This is a genomic window from Geotalea uraniireducens Rf4 (genome assembly GCF_000016745.1).
Classification (GTDB): Bacteria; Desulfobacterota; Desulfuromonadia; order Geobacterales; family Geobacteraceae; genus Geotalea; species Geotalea uraniireducens.
This window is the reverse complement of sequence record NC_009483.1, coordinates 3890076-3913261: the sequence shown is the minus strand read 5'-3', so window position 1 is coordinate 3913261 and position 23186 is coordinate 3890076. Positions and strand designations below refer to the sequence as shown.

21 protein-coding genes and 1 riboswitch are annotated in these 23186 nt (G+C 57.6%); of the genes, 14 read left to right on the top strand and 7 right to left on the bottom strand.

The annotated features are described in order from the left end of the window. Positions 1–88 precede the first annotated feature (88 nt). The 4 genes from GURA_RS16950 (at position 89) to GURA_RS16935 (ending at position 4510) form a co-directional block, all read left to right on the top strand. Positions 89–1378, top strand: coding sequence for a porin (locus GURA_RS16950; RefSeq protein WP_011940147.1), 1290 nt, complete (start codon positions 89–91; stop codon positions 1376–1378). Between the two features lie 188 nt (positions 1379–1566). Further along, positions 1567–2784 carry an ABC transporter substrate-binding protein gene (locus tag GURA_RS16945; RefSeq protein ID WP_011940146.1) on the top strand — a complete coding sequence of 406 codons (1218 nt, stop codon included), beginning with the start codon at positions 1567–1569 and terminating at the stop codon, positions 2782–2784. After that, a complete protein-coding gene (locus GURA_RS16940; protein ID WP_011940145.1) occupies positions 2781–3464 on the top strand; it encodes a GTP-binding protein in 684 nt (227 codons plus the stop codon). The genes GURA_RS16945 and GURA_RS16940 overlap by 4 nt, the downstream gene beginning before the upstream one ends. A gap of 8 nt (positions 3465–3472) precedes the next feature. Beyond that, entirely contained in the window at positions 3473–4510 is a 1038-nt protein-coding gene (locus GURA_RS16935) for an ATP-binding cassette domain-containing protein (protein ID WP_011940144.1), read from the top strand. Positions 4511–4577: 67 nt separating this feature from the next. On the opposite strand, the gene GURA_RS16930 is transcribed toward GURA_RS16935, so the two are convergent. After that, positions 4578–5006, bottom strand: coding sequence for an FKBP-type peptidyl-prolyl cis-trans isomerase (locus tag GURA_RS16930; protein ID WP_011940143.1), 429 nt, complete (start codon positions 5004–5006; stop codon positions 4578–4580). Positions 5007–5374: 368 nt separating this feature from the next. On the opposite strand from GURA_RS16930, the gene GURA_RS16925 reads away from it, so the two are divergent. The 6 genes from GURA_RS16925 to GURA_RS16900 all read left to right on the top strand — a co-directional run bounded on the left by GURA_RS16925 (position 5375) and on the right by GURA_RS16900 (position 10102). After that, positions 5375–5800 (top strand): TOBE domain-containing protein, encoded by a 426-nt coding sequence (locus tag GURA_RS16925; protein ID WP_011940142.1) that lies wholly within the window; start codon positions 5375–5377, stop codon positions 5798–5800. Between the two features lie 298 nt (positions 5801–6098). After that, positions 6099–6848, top strand: coding sequence for a molybdate ABC transporter substrate-binding protein (modA, locus tag GURA_RS16920; RefSeq protein WP_011940141.1), 750 nt, complete (start codon positions 6099–6101; stop codon positions 6846–6848). Between the two features lie 253 nt (positions 6849–7101). Then, positions 7102–7785 carry a molybdate ABC transporter permease subunit gene (modB, locus tag GURA_RS16915; protein ID WP_011940140.1) on the top strand — a complete coding sequence of 228 codons (684 nt, stop codon included), beginning with the start codon at positions 7102–7104 and terminating at the stop codon, positions 7783–7785. 1 nt (position 7786) lies between these two features. Further along, entirely contained in the window at positions 7787–8842 is a 1056-nt protein-coding gene (gene modC, locus GURA_RS16910; protein WP_011940139.1) for a molybdenum ABC transporter ATP-binding protein, read from the top strand. A 310-nt stretch (positions 8843–9152) separates the two neighbouring features. Beyond that, positions 9153–9695, top strand: a complete 543-nt coding sequence (locus tag GURA_RS16905) for a beta-class carbonic anhydrase (protein ID WP_011940138.1) — start codon at positions 9153–9155, stop codon at positions 9693–9695. A gap of 14 nt (positions 9696–9709) precedes the next feature. After that, positions 9710–10102 (top strand): FxsA family protein, encoded by a 393-nt coding sequence (locus GURA_RS16900; protein ID WP_011940137.1) that lies wholly within the window; start codon positions 9710–9712, stop codon positions 10100–10102. A 627-nt stretch (positions 10103–10729) separates the two neighbouring features. On the opposite strand, the gene GURA_RS16895 is transcribed toward GURA_RS16900, so the two are convergent. Together GURA_RS16895 and GURA_RS16885 are read right to left on the bottom strand one after the other, a co-directional pair. Further along, positions 10730–12285 (bottom strand): IS3-like element ISGur5 family transposase gene (locus tag GURA_RS16895; RefSeq protein WP_085949352.1). Its coding sequence is split into 2 segments (ribosomal slippage): positions 10730–11808 and positions 11808–12285, totalling 1557 coding nucleotides; the frame shifts between segments, so codons are not numbered across the junction. 288 nt (positions 12286–12573) lie between these two features. After that, positions 12574–14652, bottom strand: coding sequence for a S8 family serine peptidase (locus GURA_RS16885; protein ID WP_011940136.1), 2079 nt, complete (start codon positions 14650–14652; stop codon positions 12574–12576). Between the two features lie 95 nt (positions 14653–14747). Beyond that, a riboswitch (cyclic di-GMP riboswitch) is annotated at positions 14748–14824 on the bottom strand. 208 nt (positions 14825–15032) lie between these two features. On the opposite strand from GURA_RS16885, the gene GURA_RS16880 reads away from it, so the two are divergent. After that, positions 15033–15812 (top strand): PP2C family protein-serine/threonine phosphatase, encoded by a 780-nt coding sequence (locus GURA_RS16880; RefSeq protein ID WP_011940135.1) that lies wholly within the window; start codon positions 15033–15035, stop codon positions 15810–15812. A 135-nt stretch (positions 15813–15947) separates the two neighbouring features. Here the strand turns inward: GURA_RS16880 and GURA_RS16875 are convergent, their stop codons facing one another. Further along, positions 15948–17438 (bottom strand): aldehyde dehydrogenase family protein, encoded by a 1491-nt coding sequence (locus GURA_RS16875; RefSeq protein WP_011940134.1) that lies wholly within the window; start codon positions 17436–17438, stop codon positions 15948–15950. Positions 17439–17728: 290 nt separating this feature from the next. Between GURA_RS16875 and GURA_RS16870 the strand changes: the two genes are divergently transcribed. From GURA_RS16870 to GURA_RS16860, 3 genes are all read left to right on the top strand, one after another. Continuing rightward, positions 17729–18883 carry an acyl-CoA dehydrogenase family protein gene (locus GURA_RS16870; protein WP_011940133.1) on the top strand — a complete coding sequence of 385 codons (1155 nt, stop codon included), beginning with the start codon at positions 17729–17731 and terminating at the stop codon, positions 18881–18883. 37 nt (positions 18884–18920) lie between these two features. Continuing rightward, entirely contained in the window at positions 18921–19883 is a 963-nt protein-coding gene (locus GURA_RS16865) for an NADPH:quinone reductase (protein ID WP_011940132.1), read from the top strand. A gap of 185 nt (positions 19884–20068) precedes the next feature. Next, positions 20069–21712: a methyl-accepting chemotaxis protein gene (locus tag GURA_RS16860; protein ID WP_011940131.1), complete on the top strand. Its 1644-nt coding sequence runs from the start codon at positions 20069–20071 to the stop codon at positions 21710–21712. Here the strand turns inward: GURA_RS16860 and GURA_RS25010 are convergent. The 3 genes from GURA_RS25010 to GURA_RS16845 all read right to left on the bottom strand — a co-directional run bounded on the left by GURA_RS25010 (position 21699) and on the right by GURA_RS16845 (position 23152). Further along, positions 21699–21920: a hypothetical protein gene (locus GURA_RS25010; protein ID WP_041245520.1), complete on the bottom strand. Its 222-nt coding sequence runs from the start codon at positions 21918–21920 to the stop codon at positions 21699–21701. The two genes, GURA_RS16860 and GURA_RS25010, sit on opposite strands and share 14 nt — an antisense overlap. Positions 21921–22124: 204 nt before the next feature. Continuing rightward, complete coding sequence (locus GURA_RS16850) at positions 22125–22703, bottom strand: class I SAM-dependent methyltransferase (protein ID WP_011940130.1); 579 nt, start codon at positions 22701–22703, stop codon at positions 22125–22127. A gap of 89 nt (positions 22704–22792) precedes the next feature. Next, the gene (locus GURA_RS16845) at positions 22793–23152 is read right to left on the bottom strand and encodes an ArsR/SmtB family transcription factor (RefSeq protein ID WP_011940129.1); all 360 of its coding nucleotides are present in this window, start codon (positions 23150–23152) and stop codon (positions 22793–22795) included. Positions 23153–23186: the final 34 nt, after the last annotated feature.

Sequence of the window (23186 nt, the reverse complement as noted above, 5' to 3'; positions counted from 1 at the left end):
ATTCACAGTATATCAAACCGTCAGGGCAAATCCTTGCTTATGGTTGTAAATTGATAATGATCTGGTGTTTATGATTCAAGGGGGGGGAATGAAAAAGACCATGACAACGATCGGGATAGTAGCGGCGATACTCGGCAGCCAGGTGAGTTTTGCCAAAACCCTGGAAGATGTTCTGAAAGAGAAGGGGGTCATCACCGAGGAAGACTACAAGGCGGTAACCAGGAGCAAGTCGCTCGATTACAAGCTGGGAGAGGGGTTCGTCTTCACCTCTCCCGATGAGAAATTCAGAACGGCGATCGGCTCAAGTTTTCAAATCCGCTATGCCTTCATGGATCTCGATAATGCCAACAACACCACCGCAAATAAGGCGCAGGACTCGAGCAGGTTCGAGCTGCGCCGTATCAAGCTGTTCTTCAACGGCTATGCCTTCACCAGGGACCTTGCCTTCAAGTTGGTGCTGAATTTCGCCAATAGCCAAAACCCGCCAACGACCACCGGCCTTTTGGAGGAGACCTGGATGAACTACCGTCTGCTTGACGAGGCCCAGCTCCGTTTCGGCCAGGACAAGGTCCAGTTCGGCAGGCAGTTCATCACATCTTCCACTGCGCTCCAGTTCGTGGACCTGTCGGTGGTGACGATCGCATTCGTTCCGGGGTATGACACCGGTCTGATGATCCACGGTAAAATTGCCGGCGGACTCGTCAACTACAACGTCGCGGGGTATGGCGGTCTGGGCCAGAATACTTTCCGGACAACCTCCGACAACGCCTTCGCTGCCAGGCTCACCGTCAATCCATTCGGCGATGTGAAGTACTCCGAGTCCGACGTCGAGTATAGCCGGAAACCGCTCGTTTCCCTTGGCGCCGACTTTTTCCGGGACACTGTCAACGGCTCGGAAACCAACAACCTTAATTTTTTCGGGAGCAAGGGGTGGTATGGGATCGGCAACCCGCTCCTGTCCGCAGCCAGGAGAATCTCCACCGGCGAAGCAATCGATTTCAATACGGCCGGGATTGATGCGGTCTTCAAGTGGCTCGGATGTTCAGCCCAGGGTGAGTATTTCATCGGCCAGGCCGACGGACAGACAACAAAAAACACGTTACGCGCCCAAGGGTTTTACACCCAGGCAGGCTACTTCGTGATTCCGAAAAAGCTTGAGTTTGCCGCCAGGTATGCCTATCTGGATCCGAACCGCGATGTTGCCGACGATCACTGGATTGAAACCACCGGTGCTATTTCCTGGTATATAAACGATCATAACCTGAAACTCGTTGCCGATTACACCAATATCCACAAGCAGAAGGGGATCTCCTTCAATAACGGTCCGAATGCTACCGATGACCGGCAGGTCCGCTTCCAGGCGCAGATGGTATTCTGACAACGGTATGGATTTGCAGAAAGTGCTTAATATTTCGTCAACAAAGGGCTACCCGGGGCAACGATAACGACAACGTCCGTCATGCACAAAGCGTAACGGCGTGCATTGCCGGTTTTACAGCCCGTGTGGAACGGATGCTGCATGCCAGTGCAAGGAGTTGCTCTATTCAGTTTCCAAACGGGAATATCATGACAGAAAGTCTGCTCGACCTGACAATTGCCGAATTGATCAAACGCCATCCGACAGCTCTCAAGGTCCTGGCTGCCCAAGGCCTGGGGATGTTCGCCGATCCGGAGACCGCGGAGATCTTTGGCCCGCTGCTGAAGCTCCGCACCCTCCTCAAGTCGCATGACATCAACCCCGAGCTCTTCTGCCGCCTCCTCGAAGAGACCATGGCTGAAGATGGGCGTCTTCGGGAACACACGCTCACTTCGCCCAACCTCAACCTCTTCGCTTTGCTTCCCTGCCCGCTCAAGGTTCCCCTGGAAGAGGCATTCACGGCATTCGTGGCCGGATTATCCGAAGAGCGGCGCGCAACGCTTACCTTCTGCATCGAAGGGAACGCCAACAACCAGATTGATTACGCCGATTATGCGGATCATTTCGAGCAGCTGGACGAGATGCCGGATATCATCATCACACCAGGTTTCAACAGCTTTTTCCATCGTCCTTTTGTCGAGAGGTTCATCAAGAGCGGCCAATTCAGGAGCGTCAACGATTATGCCGGCGACTCTCACCTTGCCCCTCTCGGCGTGACCGATCCTGAGGGGCATTACACCATGCTGGCCATGAACCTCCTGGTGCTGGTGGTGGACCATGCCCGAATGGGCAACCGGCCTGTGCCCCGGAGTTGGGCCGACCTGCTGGGGCCTGAGTATGTCGATTGCCTTGCCATCAGGGGGAACAAGGATGGCACGTTCTGCGAAACCCTGCTCATGACTATTTACAAGGAATTCGGTTCCACCGGGCTGGAGAGGCTGGGGCGGAACGTCCGTTACGGCTGGCATCCGTCCCAGATGGTCAAGGCGGCCGGCAGCGGCAGGGATGATACCCCGGCGGTCAGCGCCATGCCGCTCTTCTTTGCCAACAACATCAGGAACCGCGAGCATGTGACCATCGTCTGGCCGGAGGACGGCGCCCTGGTCAGCCCGGTAACCATGCTGGTGAAAGCGGAGAAACAGGAGGAGCTGCGGGATGTGGTCGCATTCCTTACCGGCCCGGAGGTGGCCCGCATCTGCGCCGGCGCTTTCTTCCCCGCCGTGCACCCGGCAGTGGACAACCGTCTGCCGGACAACGCCACCTTCAAATGGATCGGCTGGGATTACGTCAAGGAACATGACCTGAAGACGCTGATCGCCGAGACCAACGCCACCTTCCTGCAAGCATTTCATGGAAAGACGGCATGAAGCTGGTCACCATTGCCGGGCCACCTTCGTCGGGGAAGACCGCCGTCACCCTGAAGGCTGTCGAGGCGCTGGCCGCCGACGGCCTGGGGGTCGGGGTCGTCAAGTTCGATTCCCTTTCGACCCAGGACCAGTCCCTCTATGAAAAACACGGGGTGACGGTCAAGACCGGCCTGTCCGGCAATCTCTGCCCCGACCACTTCTTTGTCAGCAATGTGAGCGACTGCCTGGTGTGGGGGACAGAGCAGCAATTGGACCTGCTGGTCATCGAGAGCGCCGGCCTTTGCAACCGCTGCGCTCCCCACATCCAGGGGGTGCTGGCGGTCTGCGTCATCGACAACCTGAGCGGGGTCGACACCCCGAAAAAAATCGGCCCGATGCTGAAGATGGCCGATGTGGTGGTCATCACCAAGGGGGATATCGTCTCCCAGGCGGAACGCGAGGTATTTGCCTACCGGGTGCGGCAGGTCAACACCAATGCCACCATCATCAACGTCAACGGCCTGACCGGCCAGGGGGGGCATGAACTGGGAAGACTGCTGCAAAGCGCGCCGGAGACAGCTGACCTGGAAGGGAATCTGCTGCGGTTCTCCATGCCGGCGGCTCTCTGTTCCTACTGCCTCGGCCAGCGCCGGATCGGCAGCGACTTCCAGATGGGGAACGTGAAAAAAATGGATTTCTAGGAAGACTTATGCCCGAGAATGCTCATCGTCATCCATTGCTCTTCCTGGCCACGGAGGAGTTGTTGCAACAGAACCCATACGTGGCGGAGTTCTTCATCTCCCTCGGGCTGGGGCTGCCGCCGGCGGAGATGAGTCCGGCAGAGTACTTCGCCTCCCTCGACCGGGAGCTTTTGGAAGACCTGGGGCTGGAACGCGGGAGTCTGGCGGAGCGTTTCAGCGCCTTCACGGAACTGCTGGAAAACATGAAGACCGGCGCAAGCGGGGCGCTGATTGAATCCATAACCATCACCGGCGGTCATGACAAGGACGGCAGGCCGGAAGAGTTCACCCTCACCGTCAAGCCGGGGGAGGTCATCTGCATCGTCGGTCCGACCGGGTCGGGCAAGAGCCGCTTTCTGGCGGACATAGAATGGCTGGCCCAAGGGGATACGCCAACCGGCCGCACCGTCCTGATCAACGGCGCTCCGCCGGAGCCGGGCCGCCGGTTCGCCATCGATCGGAAGCTGGTGGCCCAGCTCTCGCAGAACATGAACTTCGTCATGGACCTGACCGTGGAGGAGTTCGTCACCATGCACGCCGAGAGCAGGATGGTGGCGGATGTGGCCGGCGTGACGCGGACCATCATCGATCTGGCCAACGATCTGGCCGGCGAGAAATTCACCCGGGAGACACCGGTCACGTCCCTTTCCGGCGGCCAGTCACGGGCGCTGATGATTGCCGACACCTCCTGCCTCAGCACTTCCCCCATCGTCCTCATCGACGAGATAGAGAACGCCGGCATCGACCGGAAACGGGCGGTCCGTACCCTGGTGGACAAACGGAAGATCGTGCTGATGGCGACCCATGACCCGATCCTGGCCCTGATCGGTGAGCGGCGGCTGGTTTTCAGAAACGGCGGCATCAGCGCCATCATTACCACCAGCGAACTGGAACGGGCCAATCTGGCGGTGTTCGAGGAGATGGATGCCCGCTTGAGCGCGGTGCGCAACGCCCTGCGCAACGGGGAAGTGATCGGACGGATGCCGACCAATTTGCTGTCATGTTGAGACTCTTGGAGCGCAGGCATCTTGCCTGCGGCAAAGGCAGGCTGGATGCCTACCCTCCTCACCCGCCTTACTCGACCCCTTCCAGCCGCAGGGCAAAGGTCAGGTCCAGCCCCGCCAGCGGATGATTGCCGTCCAGTGTCACCTCGGCTTCCGTGACCTCGGTTACGAGCATCACCCGCGCCTTGCCGCCTGAAAACTCGATGCTCAGCTTTTGCCCTTCCTTGATCTCTTTCCCGGCTGGAAAATGCTCCCGATCAACCTTGATGATGTTCTCCTTGAGGCGCGGGCCGAAGGCGTCGCTTGCCGGGATGACGACATTCTTCGTCTCGCCGATACGCATGCATAGCACCGCCTGTTCCAGTGCCGGAAAAACCTGGTTGGCGCCGATGGTGAAGACGAGGGGCGCTTCTTCCGTGGTGCTGTCGAACGTCCGTCCATTGTCGAGCGTCCCGATATACTGGACGGTTACGGTGCTGCCATGATGCACATTTGACATGAATATGCTCCTTTGAGTCGGTAGTTCAAAAGGGTTTATGCAACAAGTCAGCCGTCGGATATCGGGTTGAAAACGGCTGCAAAACAACGGCAAAATTCCATGGCCGACAATTATTTCTGTCGCTTTTCGAATCATCTGCTTGAAAATTAATCATGAGTTATACCCCTGAGTACATATCGAACTGCGCAAAATTGCTTAGCAGCTCTGTTTCATTGGGCTATCCATTATTAGTGAAACCCTGGCACGCGTTATGTAATAGCTTGTATATCCATGTCCCGGCATCACAGTGCGTTCCTTTACTATAAAAAACCGTTGTGTATACTTTTTTACTGTGGCGGTATCTCAACAACTTTTTAAGGAGGATTTCCATGAAAGTAAGCGCACGCAATGTATTTCTGGGGACCATCTCAAGCATCAAAAAAGGGGCGGTTAACGCCGAGGTAAGCCTTACGCTCAAGGGGGGGACGCCGGTGACGGCGATCATCACCAACGACAGCGTCGACGGTCTTGGCCTGGCAACCGGCAAGGAAGCCTACGCCATCATCAAGGCGAGCTCGATCATCATCGGCACTGATTTGCACGACGCGAAGGTCAGTGCCCGCAACATCATGTGCGGCACCATTGCAAAGATCGTCGAAGGGCCGGTCAGCACCGAAGTGGCCGTGGAAATCGGCGCCGGCAATACCGTCAGCGCAGTTATCACCCATGAAAGCGCCAAGACGCTCGGCCTCCAGCAGGGCGGACACGCCTGCGCCATTTTCAAGGCATCGAGCGTTATCCTCGGGGTCAGCTGAAACAGGGGGCGGCGACTTGCCGCCCTTCTTTTTTGTAATGCGTTATAATGTGCAAACTATAACGCTTGTACGGAAGCTTTAAACCTGGAAACTTAATAAAGGAGTCAGCAATGTCCGGTTAGATTCTTGCGGCCTGCGCATCCCTCCCTCTCCCTGGCCCTCTCCCACCAGGGGAGAGGGGATTTTAAACACCCCTCCCTTCGATGGGAGGGGCTGGGGGAGGGTGCAAGGCAGTGTTTCAAGCCCAGACGCTACGATGCAATTTATCTAACCGGACAGTGCTGTAAAGGACCAAGACATGAAACAACCTGTGATGAAATTGCTGCTTGTGCTTGCAGCTCTGCTTTGCATGACATCGGAGGCCGTTGCCGGCGATGTCAACCTGTCGATTGCGGCAAGTCTCAAGGATGTGGTCAACGAGCTGTCGGACAGCTTTGCCGGGAAGCATCCCGGGGTGAAGTTCCTGAAGAACTATGGCGGCTCCGGCAGCCTTGCCAAGCAGATTGAGAACGGTGCGCCCGCGGACATCTTCATCTCCGCCAATCTGGAGTGGATGGACTATCTGAAACAGAAGAAGCTTGTTGATAGTGCCGGCATCGGCGTCTTCACTTACAACACGCTCGTTTTCGCCGGTTCCAAAGAGAAGAAGGTCGCCACCATGCAGGACCTCCTCAAGCTGGAGAAAATCGCCATCGGCAGTCCGAAGAGCGTGCCCGCCGGAGAATATGCCGCGGAAGCCTTCAAAAAGGCCGGCATTGACAAGCAGTTGGCGAAGAAGCTGGTCATGGCCAGGGATGTGCGCGAATGCCTGATGTATGCGGAACGTGGCGAGGTTGACGGCGCCTTTGTCTACCGGACCGATGCCCTGCAGGCGAGGCAGGCGAAAATCCTCTTCACCGTGCCGCAGAACCTCTATCCGCGCGTCACATATCCCATGGCATTGACCATTGCCGGGACAAAGAACAAAGAGGCCGAAGCTTTCTTCAGGTATCTGGAGAGCGGCGATGCGAAAGCAGTTCTCGGCAAGTATGGCTTCACATTGAAGTAGTAATCTGGTAAAGATATACGATATCGGAAAGGGCGGGCGGATGCCTGTCCTTTCTTTATTAAGGAGCTGTAAATGGATAACATGGTCAAAATTGCGCTCAGATTTAGGTCGGATTTGGCCGAACTGATTGAGCTAAACCGCAGACGTAGCACGGCTACGTTGAGGATTTGGCGATTGAAGATCGGCTAAAGATGACCTGAAGATGAGATGCAAGATGCCCATGTTATTTGTTTACAGTTCCTAAGGGATAAAGATGCTTTCGTTGACCCCCGCCGATTATGATGCCGTCAGATTGTCGCTGAAAGTCGCCCTTGCGGCGATGGCTCTGTCGCTGCCGTTCGGTTTCGCCTTTGCCTATATGGTCACCTTCCTGAAATTCAGGGGGAAGGTGTTGCTCGAAGTCTTCATCAACCTCCCCCTGACCCTTCCCCCAGTGGTAATCGGCTACCTGCTGCTGCTCTTGTTGGGGAAAAACGGCTGGCTCGGTCCGCTACTCGACCTGTTCGGCATAAGACTCATCTTCACCTGGAAGGCGGCGGTGATAGCCTCTGCCGTTGTCGGCTTCCCCCTTCTGGTAAGGTCGATCAGGATCGGCATGGAAACCATCGACCATCAGCTCATTCAGGCCTCGCGGACCCTTGGCGCACGCTGGTACGACACCCTCATAACCGTCATCCTGCCGCTCTCCCTGCGGGGGATAATTGCCGGCTCGTCGCTTATGTTCGCCCGCAGCCTCGGTGAATTCGGCGCGACGATCATCGTTGCCGGAAATATCCCCGGCGTTACCCAGACCATTCCCCTTGCCATATACGAATACGCCGGCTCTCCGACCGGTGAATCCATGGCCATGTCGCTCTGCATCGTGTCGGTGGCCATCTCGGTGCTGGTTCTCCTTTTCCACGAATTCCTCGGCAAGAAACTGGGGGGGAGGGACTGATATGGAGATACGTATCAACGCACAAAAAAGTATCGGCGGTTTTACTTTGTCGGCCGATTTCACCGTGACCGGCGATCAGGTCGGCATCTTCGGCGAGTCGGGAAGCGGCAAGTCAACCTTGGTTGGCCTTTTGGCGGGGTTGCATCAGCCCGACCGGGGAGAGATATTTCTCGACGGCGAATGCCTCTTCAGCAGCCGGAAAGGGATCATGGTCCCGCCGGAAAAACGCCGGATCGCCATCGTCTTTCAGCAGCCGTGCCTGTTCCCCCATCTCAGCGTGAAGTCGAACCTGCTCTACGGCTTCAGGCGCGCTGCACCGGAACACCGGACGATCGATTTTGCCGCCCTGGTCAGCGTGCTCAAGCTGGACACCCTCCTGGAGCGGGGGGTCAACAACCTGTCCGGCGGCGAAAAACAGCGGGTGGCGCTGGGGCGGGCGGTCCTCGCCAATCCCCGGCTGCTCTTGATGGATGAACCGCTCTCTGCCCTCGACGACACCCTCAAGTTCCAGATCATCCCGTACCTGAAGAGCGTGAGCGAACAGTTCAGGATTCCATACCTGTTCATCTCCCATTCCCTCGTGGAAATGCGGCTCATGGTGGAGAAGGTGCTGGTCGTCGCCGGTGGCCGCATGGTTGAGCAGACCACGTCCGACCAGCTGGCACGCTCGCGCATGGGGCAAAGCCAGGTCGGTTACATCAATCTGCTCGAACTGGAAGCCATCCGCCGGATGGAAGGCCTGTTCGTCTATCAATGGGGCGATACGGAATTGCTTGTCTCCGCCGGGAACAACCAGCCGACGGCGCTCTTCGAGCTCTCTTCACGGGACATCATCCTTTTCAAGAAGCACCCCGAGGCGATCAGCGCCAGGAACCTGCTCGACTGTATCGTGGCGAACACCTTCCCTGCCGGCAACAAGATCGGCGTGGAGCTTTCCTGCGGAAACAGGCGCCTGGTGGCCGAGGTGGTGGTCCAGGCGGCAGATGATCTGTGCATAGTGGCAGGATCGCAAATCTTCGCGGCAATCAAGGCGTCGTCGTTCCGGCGCCTGGGTTAGAGTATCCGGTTGACAAGCGGCGGCAATGTCTTTATAAGCAACGACACCGCAATAAACCAGAATCCACCACGGAGACACGGAGAAAACCTTAGAAAGCCTTAAAAAGCAATAGGACGCAGAAAAGGCGGAAAAAGAGGAAAAAACGGATTTTAAAACCTTAAGATTTTGGGGTTCCGGTTTAATCCGCCTTTATCCTCCTTTTCCGATTTTTCTGCGTTCCAAAAGGTTTTGAATTTGGTTTTGCCTTTCTCTGTGCCTCCCCTCCGTGGTGAAAAAGGTTTTCGATTTTACCGCTTTTGGGGGTGCATTAATGAAACTTCTCGATTCGATCCTTGCCGCAAACAAGAAATTTGTCCAGCCGAACGCCTTCCCTCCGTTGCCGAAGAACCCCCAGAAGCAGCTCGCCATTTTCACCTGCATGGATACCAGGCTGGTAGACTTCCTGGAGCCGGCCATGGGGATCAGGCGCGGAGAGGCGAAGGTGATCAAGAATGCCGGAAACACCATTATCGACCCCTTCGGCGGGGTGATGCGCAGTCTGGTGGCGGCCGTCTTCCTGCTCGGGGTGGACGAGGTGTTCGTCATCGGCCACAGGGACTGCGGCATGTCGACCATCGACGGCCCGCAGCTGAAGCAGAAGATGATTGAGCGCGGCATCGATCCGCAGGTCATCGATTCCCTGGTGCCGGACCTGGGGCAGTGGATGGGCGCCTTTGCCTGCCCTGAGGAGAATGTGGCCCGGGTCGTTTCCATTATCCGCGAAAGCCCGCTGATTCCCAAGGACGTGCCGATTCACGGCTTGATTTTCTGCCCGAACGACGGGCACCTGGAAGTGGTGGTCAACGGTTATTGATTGCGAGGTAAGACATGTTCGTCAGGCTTTTCATCCTCTTTCTCATTGTCCCCGTAATCGAGATCTACCTGCTGATCAAGGTCGGTTCCCTCATCGGCGCAGTACCGACGGTGGCCGTTCTTCTCTTCATCAGCCTTGCCGGCGCCTGGCTGGTGCGCCACCAGGGGTTCCACATCCTGCGCCGCATCCAGGCGGAGCTTGGCCAGGGGCGCCTTCCGGCGGCGGAACTGCTCGATGGTGCCCTGGTACTTGTCGGCGGGGTACTCCTTCTCACCCCCGGCTTCTTCACCGACTTCCTCGGGCTCTTTTTCCTCATCCCCGTCACCCGCGTCTTCATCAAGCAGGCGCTCGGCCTCTGGCTCCAGCGCAGGCTGAGCAGGGGACAGTTCATCGTGCGCAGGTTCTAGTTCCTAAGCCGGACAAGCCAGAACTAAAATATTTTATTTCACGCAACGACGCACCAAAAGTAGGCGCTTTTAAGCGACGACGCGACGTTTAAAACCACGAACCAATCATCCTAAAAACAGCACTTCCGCCACAGAGACACAGAGACACAGAGACACGGAGGAAATCACAGAGAAAAACCGATAAAAGGCGAGCACCAAACAGGTGAAATGCAAAAAATATCTTTGAAACTGAAACTCGCTGTATTTATTGAATTAATAAATCTCAGCGTTGTCCGGTTTGGTTTGTGCATCAAGGTTGTTAAGCCCCATTAGGGGCGTTCGAATGTAGCCGGGGGATTCATCCCCCGGATGAGATGCTATATTTCCCCACGTCACGTACGTGACGTGATGATATTTCGCCTGGATGACCGGAGAATGAATTCCCCGGCTACCAGTATTCTGTCCCTACGGGACGTAAGCAAAAACCAAACCGGACAACGCTGAATAAATCTCTGTGTCTCTGTGTCTCTGTGATTCTGTGGCAAATATCTAAGATCATTTATTTAAAGGCCTTTCGTTGCGCCGTCGCGTCGTTGCGTGAGTCATGTCTCGGCGGGTGTCAAGGTAGTTGTCGCCTCTGTTGAATTTTTATGCGGCGTCAAGAAGTTCGACTTCCGCCGTTGGTTCAGGGTTAAGATAAACTGTTTCCACTGGCTCCCAGTTTCGGATGTTTTTTGACCAGCGGTTTGGGTTTTGTTGCCGGGCCTTCTCGTATATCTCCCGGCGGTTTAACAGGATGGCTTTCTCCCGGCCGAAGTGGCGATCGTCCGGGGTGACGAAGCGAATGCCGCTGTGCAGATGCTCCGTGTTATACCAAGCGACGAAACCATCAACCCAAGTCTGGGCCGCTGCCAGACTTGAAAAAGGCCGACTCGGATAACCAGGTCTATATTTCATGGTTCGGAACAGCGCTTCTGAGAAAGGGTTGTCGTCACTGACCTGTGGCCTGCTGAAGGAAGGAATTACGCCCAGGCGCTGGAGAGTAGCCAGCATGGTCGCCCCTTTCATCGGGCCGCCGTTGTCGGAGTGAAGAATCAGGCCTTCCGGATTGATGCCGAGCCTGATACAGGCTTTCAGAAACAGCCTGGCGCTATAGTCATTGGATTCTTTTAAAAACACCGTGGACGCTACGATCTTGCGGCTCCAGACATCCATGATCATGTAGAGATAAAAGAACTGCCCAAGAATCGGGCTCTTCAAGTAGGTGATGTCCCATGACCAGACCTGGCAAGGACCGGTAGCCACATGTTCTTTTGGCTTGCGGCTGGTGGCGGGCCGGGAGGGTTCCCGGTGAGTCATCAGCCCATCGTCTTTGAGCACCCGGTAGAAACTCGATTCCGACGCCACGTATATTCCCTGATCGGCCAATTGCGGCACGATCTGTTTCGGCGAAATATCCCGAAACGCCGGGGAGTTTGCAATATCGATGATGTTCTGCCGCTCCGACGGAGCCAGCTTGTTCGCCGGTTCTGCGACTGGCCCATGTCGCCGATCTGCTCCGTCATCCTGGAGATTCCAACGCTGGAACGTGCGAATGCTCAGCCCGATGGCGACAACGGCCGATTCAAGTCTCGCTCCGGAATGGGTTGCCTCTTCAATAAGTTGCCCGATCATCTGCCGTTCCTCTTGTCCGTGGGCTCGTCCTCGCCCCCCCAGATCGATTGGACTTTTTTTTTGAGGATCAAAATCGCGGCGGCCTCGGCCAATGCTTTATCTTTGCGCAGTAATTCTTTTTCCAGTGCATGAATTTTGCGAGTTTCCTCTGATGTTTTTGAGGAAGGCCGAGACGGTTTTTGCAGCCCCGAAAGCATCATGGCGCGCCACTCGCGTAACTGTGCTTCATGAATTCCATTGCGACGCAGGAAGGCGCCAAGTTGATCTTCGGCAACCGTCTCGGCTTCGATGACGATTTTGAGCTTTTCTTCGGCAGACTTGTCTTGTGGGCGCTTTGGGGACATTGTTCTCCATGGTGCTTCAGAAATTGGGGAGTTACCAGATTCATTCACGACATTTGCGTCTCGAAGCCAGCGAGAGAGTGATTGTTGGGGAATTCCCACTTCTCGGGATAGAGCTGAGGCCGAGACGCCATTAGGGCAGGCCATCTTGCGAACCAGGCTGGATTTGAATCCTTGTGTGTATGTCATTATAGATCCTTGCTGCCCCCAGATGTTGAAAAAATACGGGTCGCCGGCTTTTGCCGGTCCCGGTCTTTCGAGCTGAATCGCAAGCTCGCTACGCTCGTTGCAATTCAGCTCGAAAGACCGTGGCTAAACAACCCATCTGAGGCGACAACTATTCTGACACAGGGGGGTCTTGCTTTAACATTTTGCTCACATAATGTAACAACCCAAGTCGTAAGAAAAATTGTAAGCCCCCTCTCCGCCCCAGATGGGTAACGAAGCAGGGGGCTTTTCGTTTTGTGTGGTGGAAAATCAGTTGACGGTGATCGAGAGATTTCTGCTTGCCGTTTTCCGCCGCGTATCTGTTACCCGGACGGTGAAGCTGGATCTGCCGGAGGTTGTCGGCGTGCCGGAAATTACCCCGCTTGAGCTGTTGAGGGCGAGTCCGGCCGGGAGTCTGCCGCTGCTGATGCTCCAGGTGTACGGCCTGACGCCGCCGTTCGCTGCCATGGTTACGGAATAGTACACGCCGTGAGTGGCCCGCGGCAGGCTCGTCGTGTTGATGGTCAACGTGGCGATGGAAACGGTCAGCGACAGCGTCTTGACTGCCGAGACACCCCTGTTATCCGTCACCCGGACGGTGAAGCTGAAATTGCCGGAGGCCGTCGGTGTGCCGGAAATTGTCCCGCTCGCGCTGTTCAGGGATAGTCCGGCGGGGAGAGCACCGCTGCTGATGTTCCAGGTGTACGGCACCACCCCGCCGCTCGCCGTCAGGGTCCGGCTGTAGAAGCTTCCCACCGTTGCGGCCGGCAGGGAGGAGGTCGTCACGGCAAGGGGGGCAATGTTGCCGATCGTCTCGCTACCGGCCGGCGATGAGAAGGAAAAGACCTCGGAGGAGCGGGTCGGCGTGTAGGCAGTGGCGAATATGCCGTCACCGGCAGCCTGGTCCGGAGCGACCCCGTCGTCATGCAACAGGAAGACCTCGCCGCCGGACAGCGACACGGTGACCGGGCCGGCCGGAGTTGCACAGTTGACGCTCACGGCCGAGAGGGTCGCCGGTACCCCCACCGTGATCCGGGCCGGATATTTCAGGACGGAAAACAGGCGGCTGTCCTGGCAGGTAACCGCATGAAAGGCGTTGATGCGCCGACCAGTGACGCTCTTGCCGTTCAGCGCGCTGATCTGGTCGCCGGTGGAGAGGATGAGGCTCCTGATCCCGCGCCAGTCCAGGCCGCTGTTATTTGCCTTGAGCAGCGCCGCCAGTCCGGCAACATGGGGGGTCGCCATGGATGTTCCCGACATGTAGCCGTAGCCATTGTTGCGTACCGTGCTCAGGATGCTGTTACCGGGCGCCCCCACATGCACCGTCCGCCGTCCGTAGTTGGAAAACCCGGCCAGGCCGTCCGCGGAGGTGGTGGCGGCAACGGCGATCAGGTTCGGCAGGTCGTAATCGGCGGGGTAGGCCACGGTGGTGTCGTTATTCGTGCCGGCATTTCCCGCCGCGACGATGAAGAGGATGTCCCGCTGTGCGTTGATGGCGTCGTAGAGGGCCTGGGAATAGGCCCCTCCACCCCAGCTGTTGTTGGTTGCGACGATATTCGCGCCGCGTGCTTTCATTCCCTTGACGTACTGGAAGCACTCGATGGCATCCGATATATAGCCGGAGCCGCTGGCGTCGAGGAACTTGCATGCCATCAGTTTCGTGTTCCAGTTGACGCCGGTCACCCCGATGCCGTTGTTGCCGACCGCGCCGATGGTCCCCGACACGTGGGTCCCATGGGCGTTGTCGTCCAGCGGATTGCCGTTGTTCTTGACGGCATTGTACCCGTAAATATCCCCAACGACGCCATTGCCGTCGTTATCCTTGCCGGGCGTGCCGTTCAGCTCCGCCAGGTTGACCCACATGTTGGCCCTGATATCCTGGTGGTTGTAATCGATACCGGTATCGACCACCGCGACGACCACGTTGCTGCTGCCTGTAGTTGTATCCCAGGCGGCCGGCGCGGCGATTGCGGAAAGCCCCCAGAGGCTGGAAAATCTCGGATCGTTGGGGACTACCAGCGCCCGGACGACATAATCCGGCTCGGCGTATTCGACGTCGTCATCCATTTCGTACTCTTTGACGGCCTCCGCGACGGTCCTGCCCTGGCCGATACCCACCCGCTCCATGCGCAGCCCGCTGAACTCCCGCTTATGCACAGAGCCGTGCCGTTCCCGGCTGTGCCTCCTGGTTTCTTCGGTCACCCCTTCCTTGTATTTGACGATCAGCGCTCCTTCCCTGAACTTTGCCCGCATCGGTCCGTTCTCCGTATCTGCTTCGGCGGAGCCTTTGCCGACAACGAGCAATACCAGCAGCAGAACAACAACAAAACGTGCCCATTTCTCGCTCATTTTCTCCTCTCCTTTGCCCTCTTGCCCGTGAGATGCCGTTCCCGGTTTTTGCATCTGAACGCAAAAAAACCGGGGCCTCGTATCCTGTGGGATATTTCGGTAACCCGGCTGTCTCGTGGAGACCCGATGGGCTTTCCGCCCCATTCTCACGAATGGTTGAGCCTTGTCGTCTATCGCCTGGGGAAAAATGTTTGAGTCAAGTATAACCGGCTTGTGGTTAAATTCAACCAATGTTGTCGGCAAGGTTCTCCGCACGCTTTCATGGGCCGATGTCCCGGAAACCCCGCAAATCCTGTGACGCCGTCCAGCGACAATCGGCTTATGTTTGCTATAATTTATGTCGCAGACGTTGTCATCAAGATCATGCAGCGGATAAGACTATGAAAGCAGCCTGGAAGAGCGATAAGGGAAAGGTCCGGGAAAACAACGAGGACAGCGTTCTCGCAGACGCGGAGAAGGGGATATTCCTCCTCGCCGACGGCATGGGGGGGCAGCGGGGGGGCGAGGTGGCGAGCGATCTGGCGGTGCGGACCGCTTACGAGCTTCTCCGGCAGGCCACCGGGCGGACAGACAAGGGAGGGATGACAAGGCTTCTTGCGGATGCACTTGCCGCGGCCCATTCTACAGTGTTCAAGAAAGGGATGACAGTGCCGGGCCTGGCGGGGATGGGGACGACCCTTGAGATGGTGGTGATAAAGGGGGCGCAGGCCTTCGTCTGCCACCTGGGGGACAGCAGGGTGTATCTCTTCCGGCGGGAGAGTCTGCGGCGGATCACCACAGACGACAACTATGCAGCCTACCTCATGGAGTACGAGCACGTGGCTGAAGAGGACCTCCCGCCGGGTGCGCAGCATATCCTGACCCAGGTGGTCGGGGCGTCGGACGAGCTTGTCCCGGAGATCCACATCCTGGAACTGGAGGAGGGGGACATCATCTTCCTCTGTTCCGACGGCCTGACCGGCATGCTTGCCGATAGCGACATGGAGAATGTGCTGCAAAGGGAGCGGGACGACCTGGACAAGGCCGCGGCCGCTTTGGTGGACGAGGCGAACAGAAGGGGGGGCTTCGATAACGTTTCCGTGCTGCTCGTGCGCCCCGACCCCCCGTTTTCACCACCTCCGCCGGAGACGCTTCTTCTGACTGCTCAGGGGTATCAATAAAGGCAGTTGAACACGGATTAACACGGATCTATACGGATTTACACTGATAAATCAAGGGCATATTTCTTTTGTTTCTTGGTCTTCTAAATCCGTACAAATCGGATTTGATCCGTGTTCAAAATGCTTTTTAAAGATTTACTTGTCGATCTGCGCCTTTTGCAGTCTGCCGCTGAAATCGCGGTAGATCACCTTCACCCGGCTGTAGAAATCCAGGGCGCCTCCTCTTCCCCCCGCCTCCGGGTGGCCGGAGCCGGAGTGCTTCCAGCCGCCGAAGGGAAGATGGATCTCGGCACCGATGGTGGAGGCGTTGATGTAGACTATTCCCGACTGGAGATCGCGCTCGGCCCTGGCGGTCAGGTTGACGTCGCGGCTGTAGATGGCCGAAGAAAGCCCCATGGGGACGTCGTTGGCGATTTCCACCGCCTCCGCAAAGCCGCCGCACTTGATGACGCTTACCACCGGGCCGAAGATCTCCTCCCTGGCTATGCGCATCTCCGGGCGCACCCCGCCAAAGACCGTCGGCTCGATGAACCACCCATTGCCGCACCCCCCTTCTGTTACCTGCCTGCCGCCGGTGAGGAGCTCTCCACCCTCGCCGATGCCGATGCGGATGTAGTCGAGGACCTTTCTGCACTGCTGCTCGTTGATGAGCGGCCCCACATCGGTCTCCTTATGCAGCCCGTTCCCCAGCCTGAGCCGTTTCGCACCTTCGACCAGCATCTCGACGAAACGGTCGTAGACCTGCTCGTTCACTATTACCCTGCTCGCTGACGTGCAGCGCTGGCCGCTGGTGCCGAAGCCTCCCCAGAGCACCCCCTCCAGGGCCAGCGATAGGTCTGCATCGGCCATGACGATGACGGCGTTTTTCCCCCCCATTTCCAGGGCCAACGGGCGGTGCATCTTCCCCAGGAGCCCTTCCAGCCGTTCACCCGCAGCGCAGGAACCGGTGAATGATGCCGCGTCGACACCGGGATGGGTGAGGAGGTACTCGCCGATCTCTTCACCCGGCCCATGGACGAGGTTTACGACGCCTGGCGGGATTCCCGCTTCTGACAGCGTCTCCACTATTGCGGCAGCGCAAGCGGGGGTTGCGGAAGAGGGCTTGAAGATCACCGTATTGCCGCAGATGAGGGCCGGGAACAGCTTCCAGGCGGGAATGGCGGTGGGGAAGTTCCAGGGGGTTACCAGCGCCACCACCCCGAGCGGTTGGCGCACACTTTTGCAGTCCTTGTCCGGGAGCTCCGAGGGAACGGTTTCCCCCTGCCAGCGTCTACCTTCTCCGGCCATGTAATAGGCCATGTCGATGGCTTCCTGCACGTCGCCGAGCCCTTCTGCGAGGACCTTCCCCATCTCGCGGGTCACCAGTTCGCCCAGTTCCGCCTTGCGCCCGGCAAGGAGCTCTGCGGCGCGGAAGAGAATCTCTCCCCGGCGGGGGGGCGGCATGAGGCGCCAGGTGCGGAAGGCCTCCCGGGCGGCAGCCACTGCCCGGTCCACGTCGCCGCGTTCCGAAAGCGAGACCTCGGCAATGGTCTCGCGGTTGTCGGCCGGGTTGACGCTTGCGAACCGCTTCCCTCCTGCCGGGGGAATCCATGCGCCACCGATGAAATTGTCGATTTTCCTCGCCATACCGGTCTCCCTTCACAGCCGTTCTCTTTACCATAAACGTACCAGAGCGCCATGACAATGCAATGGGTGAAGAGGTGTTAATAGTTTTGTGAGGCATTGCCAATGTTTCGTGCGCGGTTATACTTATTATTCTGCAAACCGGGACCCCCCCAACCCCCTCTTATCTTAAGCGGGGGAGCAAACCAGCCAGCTCACTTAGCACGTCCCTCCCCTTAATTAAGGGGAGGACAGGAGGGGTTAGCTGCGAAAGAATAAGACTAGGCTGAATAACGATTCAGGCGGGAGGAACCATGGAATTCGAACTGTCTGCTGCCCAGAAAAAGGCGCGGGAAAATGCGTGCAGCTTTACCGAGGAGGAGATCATCCCCTTTGCCAGGGAGAACGACGCCAACGAACGATTTCCCCTGGAAATCGTCAGGAAGCTGGGGGCGCGTGGACTGCTGGGGGGGACTATTCCAGGGGCATACGGCGGGGCGGAATTGGACTGGATCAGCGACGGGCTGATCTTCGAAGAGATCGGCCGGGGGTGCTCGTCGGTCAGGACCACCGTTTCCGTGCAGGTTTCCCTCGTAGAGCAGGTGATTTTCAACTGGGGGAGCGAGGCGCAGCGCAGGTCCTATCTGCCCGGGCTTTGCCGCGGTGAGATCCTCGGCTGTTTTGCCCTGACGGAACCGGGGGTTGGTAGCGACGCCGCGGGGATCGGCGCCACGGCAACGCCCCATGGGGACGGCTGGCTCCTGAACGGGACAAAGAACTGGATAACCAATGGCGGAGTGGCGGACATTGCCATCGTCTTCGCCCGCACCGGTCCGGCGGCAGGCAACAAGGGGATATCCGCCTTTATCGTTGATACGAAATCGCCCGGCTTCAGCTCCCTGGAGATCAGGGGAAAGCTGGGACTGAGGGCATCAAGCACGGCTGCGCTCACTTTCAGGGACTGTTTCCTCCCAGGCGATGCGCTTTTGGGGGAGACGGGCGCCGGTCTGAAGATAGCCCTGTCGGCCCTGGATAACGGCAGGTACGGCGTGGCAGCCGGCTGTGTCGGCATCATCCAAGGTTGTGTCGATGCCTGCGTGGCCTATGCCCGGAGGAGGCAGCAGTTCGGCCGTTCCATTGCCTCTTTCCAGCTGGTTCAGGACATGATCGCCCGGATGGCGGTTGATCTGGCTGCGGCACGGCTCCTCGTCTTTCGCGCCGGCGAGCTGAAGAACAGGGGAGCGGCCAATAGCCTGGAAACTTCCATGGCCAAGTATTTTGCCAGCGAGGCGGCGGTGCGGGCGGCCACAGACGCCATCCAGGTGCATGGCGCCTACGGCTATTCCAATGCTCATCCGGTGGAGCGCTATCTGCGTGACGCCAAGGTTGCGACCATCTACGAGGGGACGTCCCAGATCCAGAAGCTGATCATCGGAGAGCATCTCCTCGGGGTCAAGGCATACGTCTAGCTTCTCTGCAGGAAATTTACGAACGAAAGGAGCGAACATGAAAGCGATTAAAGTTCATGAGTTTGGTCCACCCGAGGCGATGCGGCTGGAAGAGGTTCCCGATCCGCAGCCCGGCCCCGGACAGGTCGTGGTGAAGGTGCATGCGGTCGGCGTCAACCCGGTCGATACTTACATCCGTGCCGGTCTCTATCCGGTAAAACTCACCATGCCCTATACGCCGGGGCTGGATGCCGCCGGCGTCGTGGAATCCATCGGCAGCGGGGTAAGCCGTTGCAAGGTCGGGGACAGGGTCTACACTGCCGGGACCGTAAGCGGCGCTTACGCTGAAAAGGCGTTGTGCGAGGAGTCGCAAGTGCACATGCTGCCGGAGCAGGTCTCTTTTTCCCAGGGGGCGGGGGTGAACGTCCCCTACGCGGCCGCCTACCGGGCGCTTTACCATCGTGCCGGGGCAAAGGCGGGCGAGGTCGTGCTGGTCCATGGCGCAAGCGGCGGCGTCGGCATTGCCTCTGTGCAGCTCGCACGGGCCGCCGGCATGACGGTCATCGCCACCGCGGGGACGGAGCGGGGCAAGCTGCTGGTGCTGGAGCAGGGGGCGCATTATGTCCTCGATCACCATGCGCTCGGATACCTGGATCAGGCCTTGGCGCTGACCGACGGCCACGGCGTGGATGTGCTCCTGGAGATGCTTGCCAATGTGAATCTGGGGAAGGATCTGCGGGTACTGGCCAACGGCGGGCGGGTGGTGGTCATCGGCAGCAGGGGTACGGTGGAGATCGATCCCCGCGATGCGATGGGGCGCGACGCTTCCATTCTCGGGATGTCCCTCTTCAACGCGTCGAAACGGGAAATGGCGAGCATCCATGCAGCCTTGGGCGCAGGGCTGGCAAACGGCACTCTGCGGCCGGTGGTGAGCAGGGAGCTGACGCTGGCCGAAGCGCCGGCCGCCCATCATGCGGTGCTGGAAACGAGCAGCTGCGGCAAGATCGTCCTCATCCCCTGAGTTTGTTCCCCTTGACCGGCGGAAAATTTTTTCGCACGTTAAGCCTTCGGCAACGCGGTTAACGAAAGTAGTGCTCAAGTATTTTTTGTCATGGTCGATATTTTTATTGTATTGAAAACGTTAACCGCTTGTCGCGATGCCTGGCATAATCACGCATCGAGACATGGAAAAGAGGAGGCTTTGTTATGGGGTTGAAGAGTCTGAAAATCGGTACGCGGCTTAGCCTGGGATTCGGTCTGGTGCTGCTGCTCTTGATCATGACCGGCGCCGTCGGTTACTGGGGGACGGGAAAGATTGCCGGAACAACCTTGTCGATGATCGAGACGGAGTCGAAGGCCGGCGAATATTTCGCCCGGGCCAGGGCAAACGTACTGTTCCTGCGCACCTTTGAGAAGGATGTCTTCATCAACATGGGGGATGCGGAAAAACAGGCGGATTACGAAAAGAAATGGGATGAGAAACGGGAACGCCTGGAAATGTGGTTTTCCGAACTGGAAAAAATGAAGTTGCCGGAAAAAGACAAGGAAACGGTCAGGAACATCCGCGCCGAGATGGGAAAGTACGTGAATGGATTCAAGGGTGTGACGGCCATGATCCGGGAGGGGAAGATCAAGACGACCCAGGAGGCCAACCAGGCCATAGGACCTTACAAGGATGCCGCCCGCAGCATGGAAAGCCTGACTTCCGATGCCAGCAAGGCATCGTTCGAAAAGATGCGCGTGAAGGAAAAAGAAATCACGCTTATAAATCAGCGGATGGGAAGGGCCCTTCTCACATTGACGTTTGCCGCTATTGTGTTTGCAATACTTGTCACCTTCCTGATCAGGCGGAGCATCGTTACACCTATCCGCACGATGAATACCATGCTCGACGACATTGCGAGCGGTGAAGGGGACCTGACGAAACGCCTGGATGTTTCATCAACGGACGAGCTGGGGCAGATGGGGGGGGCGTTCAATACCTTCATCGAAAAACTGCACGGCATCATTTCGCAGGTGGCGCAAAGCACCGTCCAGGTCGCAGCCGCCGCCAGCCAGCTCTATTCCTCATCTGTGCAGATGGCGACCGGCGCGGAAGAAGTGGCGGCCCAGAGCGGTACCGTGGCTACTGCGAGCGAGGAGATGGCGGCAACATCAACCGAGATTGCCCAGAACTGCACCTATGCCGCCGAAGGGGCAAAGCAGGCAAATGGCTCGGCCATGACCGGGGCGGCAGTGGTCGAAACGACCGTTGACGTCATGGGCCGGATTGCCGAACGGGTGAGGGAATCGGCCCAAACGGTGGGAAGCCTGGGGGAGAGGAGCGACCAGATCGGCGCGATCATCGGCACCATAGAGGATATTGCCGACCAGACCAATCTGTTGGCCCTCAATGCCGCCATTGAAGCGGCCAGGGCCGGTGAACAGGGGCGCGGCTTTGCCGTGGTCGCCGATGAAGTGCGGGCACTGGCAGAACGGACCACCAAGGCGACGCGGGAGATCGGCACAATGATCAAGGCGATCCAGGGTGAGACGAAGGGGGCGGTAACCGCCATGGAAGACGGGGTACGGGAGGTGGAGAAGGGGACGGCTGAAGCTGCCAGATCGGGCGATGCCATCCAGGATATCCTCAACCAGATCAACGCGGTTTCCATGCAGGTGAACCAGATTGCCACCGCAGCCGAGGAACAGACCGCAACCACATGCGAGATCAACAACAATATGCAGCAGATCACGGAAGTGGTTTACGAGACGGCCAAAGGCGCACAGGAATCGGCTACTGCTGCCAGCCAGTTGGCAAGTCTTGCGGAAGGGTTGCACCGGCTTGTGGGGCAGTTCAAGCTTGCTTGATCCAAAGAGTTTCCGGTGTGCGGAAAAAATTATCGAGGGGCAGGCGATCATCGCCGCCCCTCTTTTTTTGTTTGCCCGGCGGGGTCAATCGGCCGGAAAATTTCATCTGAAAATGCAATTCCCGATGCCGGATCTTGATCTCCTTGAGCGTTGCCCGCTCACCGAGGCCAAACACCAGCAAGGAGGCTTGCAATTCCGCGAAGGTCATTGGTTCGCCCTAGGAGCCTGTCGGACTTAGGAATGAATCTACTGCGAGAATGGCAAATCGGTCCATATCTCCGTAAATTTTCGACGAATAGGTCCACTATTAGCTCTCAAATTTCCGGAAATCTGTCCTCGATTTTCCATTCTCTCGCTACGATTCCCTAAGTCCGACAGGCTCCTAGCTGTCTCACGGACAGTTACTGCCACATCAGGAAAAGGGTTTCCTGAACAACAGCCCGTAATGATATGGGGGCAAATCAAATCGTTCCCGCTCGTCAAAAGTGAATCCGGCCATTCGCCCCCAGGCGATGCACTGTTCAGGCCGTGGGCGGATTTCCATGGCCGGGCCGCGAGGCGTTGCAGGATCATAGTTCCAGTGTATGACGGCGAGGCGGCCTCCTGGCTTGAGGATATGGAAAGCTTTCGTCATAAGAGCTAACGGTTCTTCATTGTGGAGGATATTGAAAAGGAGCGCCGCATCAATGGAGTCATGCTGGAGGCCGGTTCCCTCCGCCACGAAATCGCGCACGACAGCATGGACGTTGTCGACCCCTGCCTGACGACATTTCTCCCGGACCGTTTCCACCATCTCAGGTTCTATGTCCAGGGCGTGGACGGTCCCTGCCGCCAGTTTTGCCGCTGCCAGGGTGAAGGTCCCGTAACCGCAGCCGAACTCCACGATATCCTTCACTCCCCGGTCAAGACCAAAGGTACGCAGTATCTTTTCCGGGTCGAAAAAATCGGACCACATCTCTTCTTCAGGCATGCCGCTGTCACGAACTTTCACGTTTTGCTCCTCCCAAGCGTTACAGAATTCCGGCTTTCTCCAGCATACGTCGGGAAAACCAGCGGGCTTTCTTATAATGGCATGACTTATCAATGGCCACAGGCCACCCCGCACGATCTGCCCGCCTGCTGCTTTTCCCGGTCAATGTCTTGCTTGCTCTTCCGCAGAATCACTTCGTTTTCAGCCAGCAAGGCAACAATCCCCTGCAAAAGACGGGGGCGACTCACGTAGTAGCAGCGCAGCGAACCGTCTTGGGCGAAATCAACCAGATTCGCGTGCCGTAACACCGTCAGGTGCTGGGAGATGTTCGACTGAGATGCGGGCAGAATGTCCTGAATGTCTGTCACGCACTTGGTGCCTTCGAGCAACTCCGTGACGATCTGGAGACGGGTTGGATGAGCGAGGGCCTTTAATGTCTCTGCCCACTCATTTGCTGTTTCGATATTCATAACCACCCCTAAGTCATATTCGGATATGCTAATA

What these genes read in the sequence shown, in the direction of transcription:
- GURA_RS16930 (WP_011940143.1), bottom strand. Translation starts at nt 5,006, where the DNA reads ATGTCAAATGTGCATCATGGCAGCACCGTAACCGTCCAGTATATCGGG.
- GURA_RS16860 (WP_011940131.1), top strand. Translation starts at nt 20,069, where the DNA reads ATGGGGTTGAAGAGTCTGAAAATCGGTACGCGGCTTAGCCTGGGATTC.
- modA (WP_011940141.1), top strand. Translation starts at nt 6,099, where the DNA reads ATGAAACAACCTGTGATGAAATTGCTGCTTGTGCTTGCAGCTCTGCTT.
- GURA_RS16945 (WP_011940146.1), top strand. Translation starts at nt 1,567, where the DNA reads ATGACAGAAAGTCTGCTCGACCTGACAATTGCCGAATTGATCAAACGC.
- GURA_RS16905 (WP_011940138.1), top strand. Translation starts at nt 9,153, where the DNA reads ATGAAACTTCTCGATTCGATCCTTGCCGCAAACAAGAAATTTGTCCAG.
- GURA_RS25010 (WP_041245520.1), bottom strand. Translation starts at nt 21,920, where the DNA reads ATGACCTTCGCGGAATTGCAAGCCTCCTTGCTGGTGTTTGGCCTCGGT.
- GURA_RS16935 (WP_011940144.1), top strand. Translation starts at nt 3,473, where the DNA reads ATGCCCGAGAATGCTCATCGTCATCCATTGCTCTTCCTGGCCACGGAG.
- GURA_RS16885 (WP_011940136.1), bottom strand. Translation starts at nt 14,652, where the DNA reads ATGAGCGAGAAATGGGCACGTTTTGTTGTTGTTCTGCTGCTGGTATTG.
- GURA_RS16925 (WP_011940142.1), top strand. Translation starts at nt 5,375, where the DNA reads ATGAAAGTAAGCGCACGCAATGTATTTCTGGGGACCATCTCAAGCATC.
- GURA_RS16940 (WP_011940145.1), top strand. Translation starts at nt 2,781, where the DNA reads ATGAAGCTGGTCACCATTGCCGGGCCACCTTCGTCGGGGAAGACCGCC.
- GURA_RS16875 (WP_011940134.1), bottom strand. Translation starts at nt 17,438, where the DNA reads ATGGCGAGGAAAATCGACAATTTCATCGGTGGCGCATGGATTCCCCCG.
- modC (WP_011940139.1), top strand. Translation starts at nt 7,787, where the DNA reads ATGGAGATACGTATCAACGCACAAAAAAGTATCGGCGGTTTTACTTTG.
- GURA_RS16900 (WP_011940137.1), top strand. Translation starts at nt 9,710, where the DNA reads ATGTTCGTCAGGCTTTTCATCCTCTTTCTCATTGTCCCCGTAATCGAG.
- GURA_RS16880 (WP_011940135.1), top strand. Translation starts at nt 15,033, where the DNA reads ATGAAAGCAGCCTGGAAGAGCGATAAGGGAAAGGTCCGGGAAAACAAC.
- modB (WP_011940140.1), top strand. Translation starts at nt 7,102, where the DNA reads ATGCTTTCGTTGACCCCCGCCGATTATGATGCCGTCAGATTGTCGCTG.
- GURA_RS16845 (WP_011940129.1), bottom strand. Translation starts at nt 23,152, where the DNA reads ATGAATATCGAAACAGCAAATGAGTGGGCAGAGACATTAAAGGCCCTC.
- GURA_RS16865 (WP_011940132.1), top strand. Translation starts at nt 18,921, where the DNA reads ATGAAAGCGATTAAAGTTCATGAGTTTGGTCCACCCGAGGCGATGCGG.
- GURA_RS16870 (WP_011940133.1), top strand. Translation starts at nt 17,729, where the DNA reads ATGGAATTCGAACTGTCTGCTGCCCAGAAAAAGGCGCGGGAAAATGCG.
- GURA_RS16950 (WP_011940147.1), top strand. Translation starts at nt 89, where the DNA reads ATGAAAAAGACCATGACAACGATCGGGATAGTAGCGGCGATACTCGGC.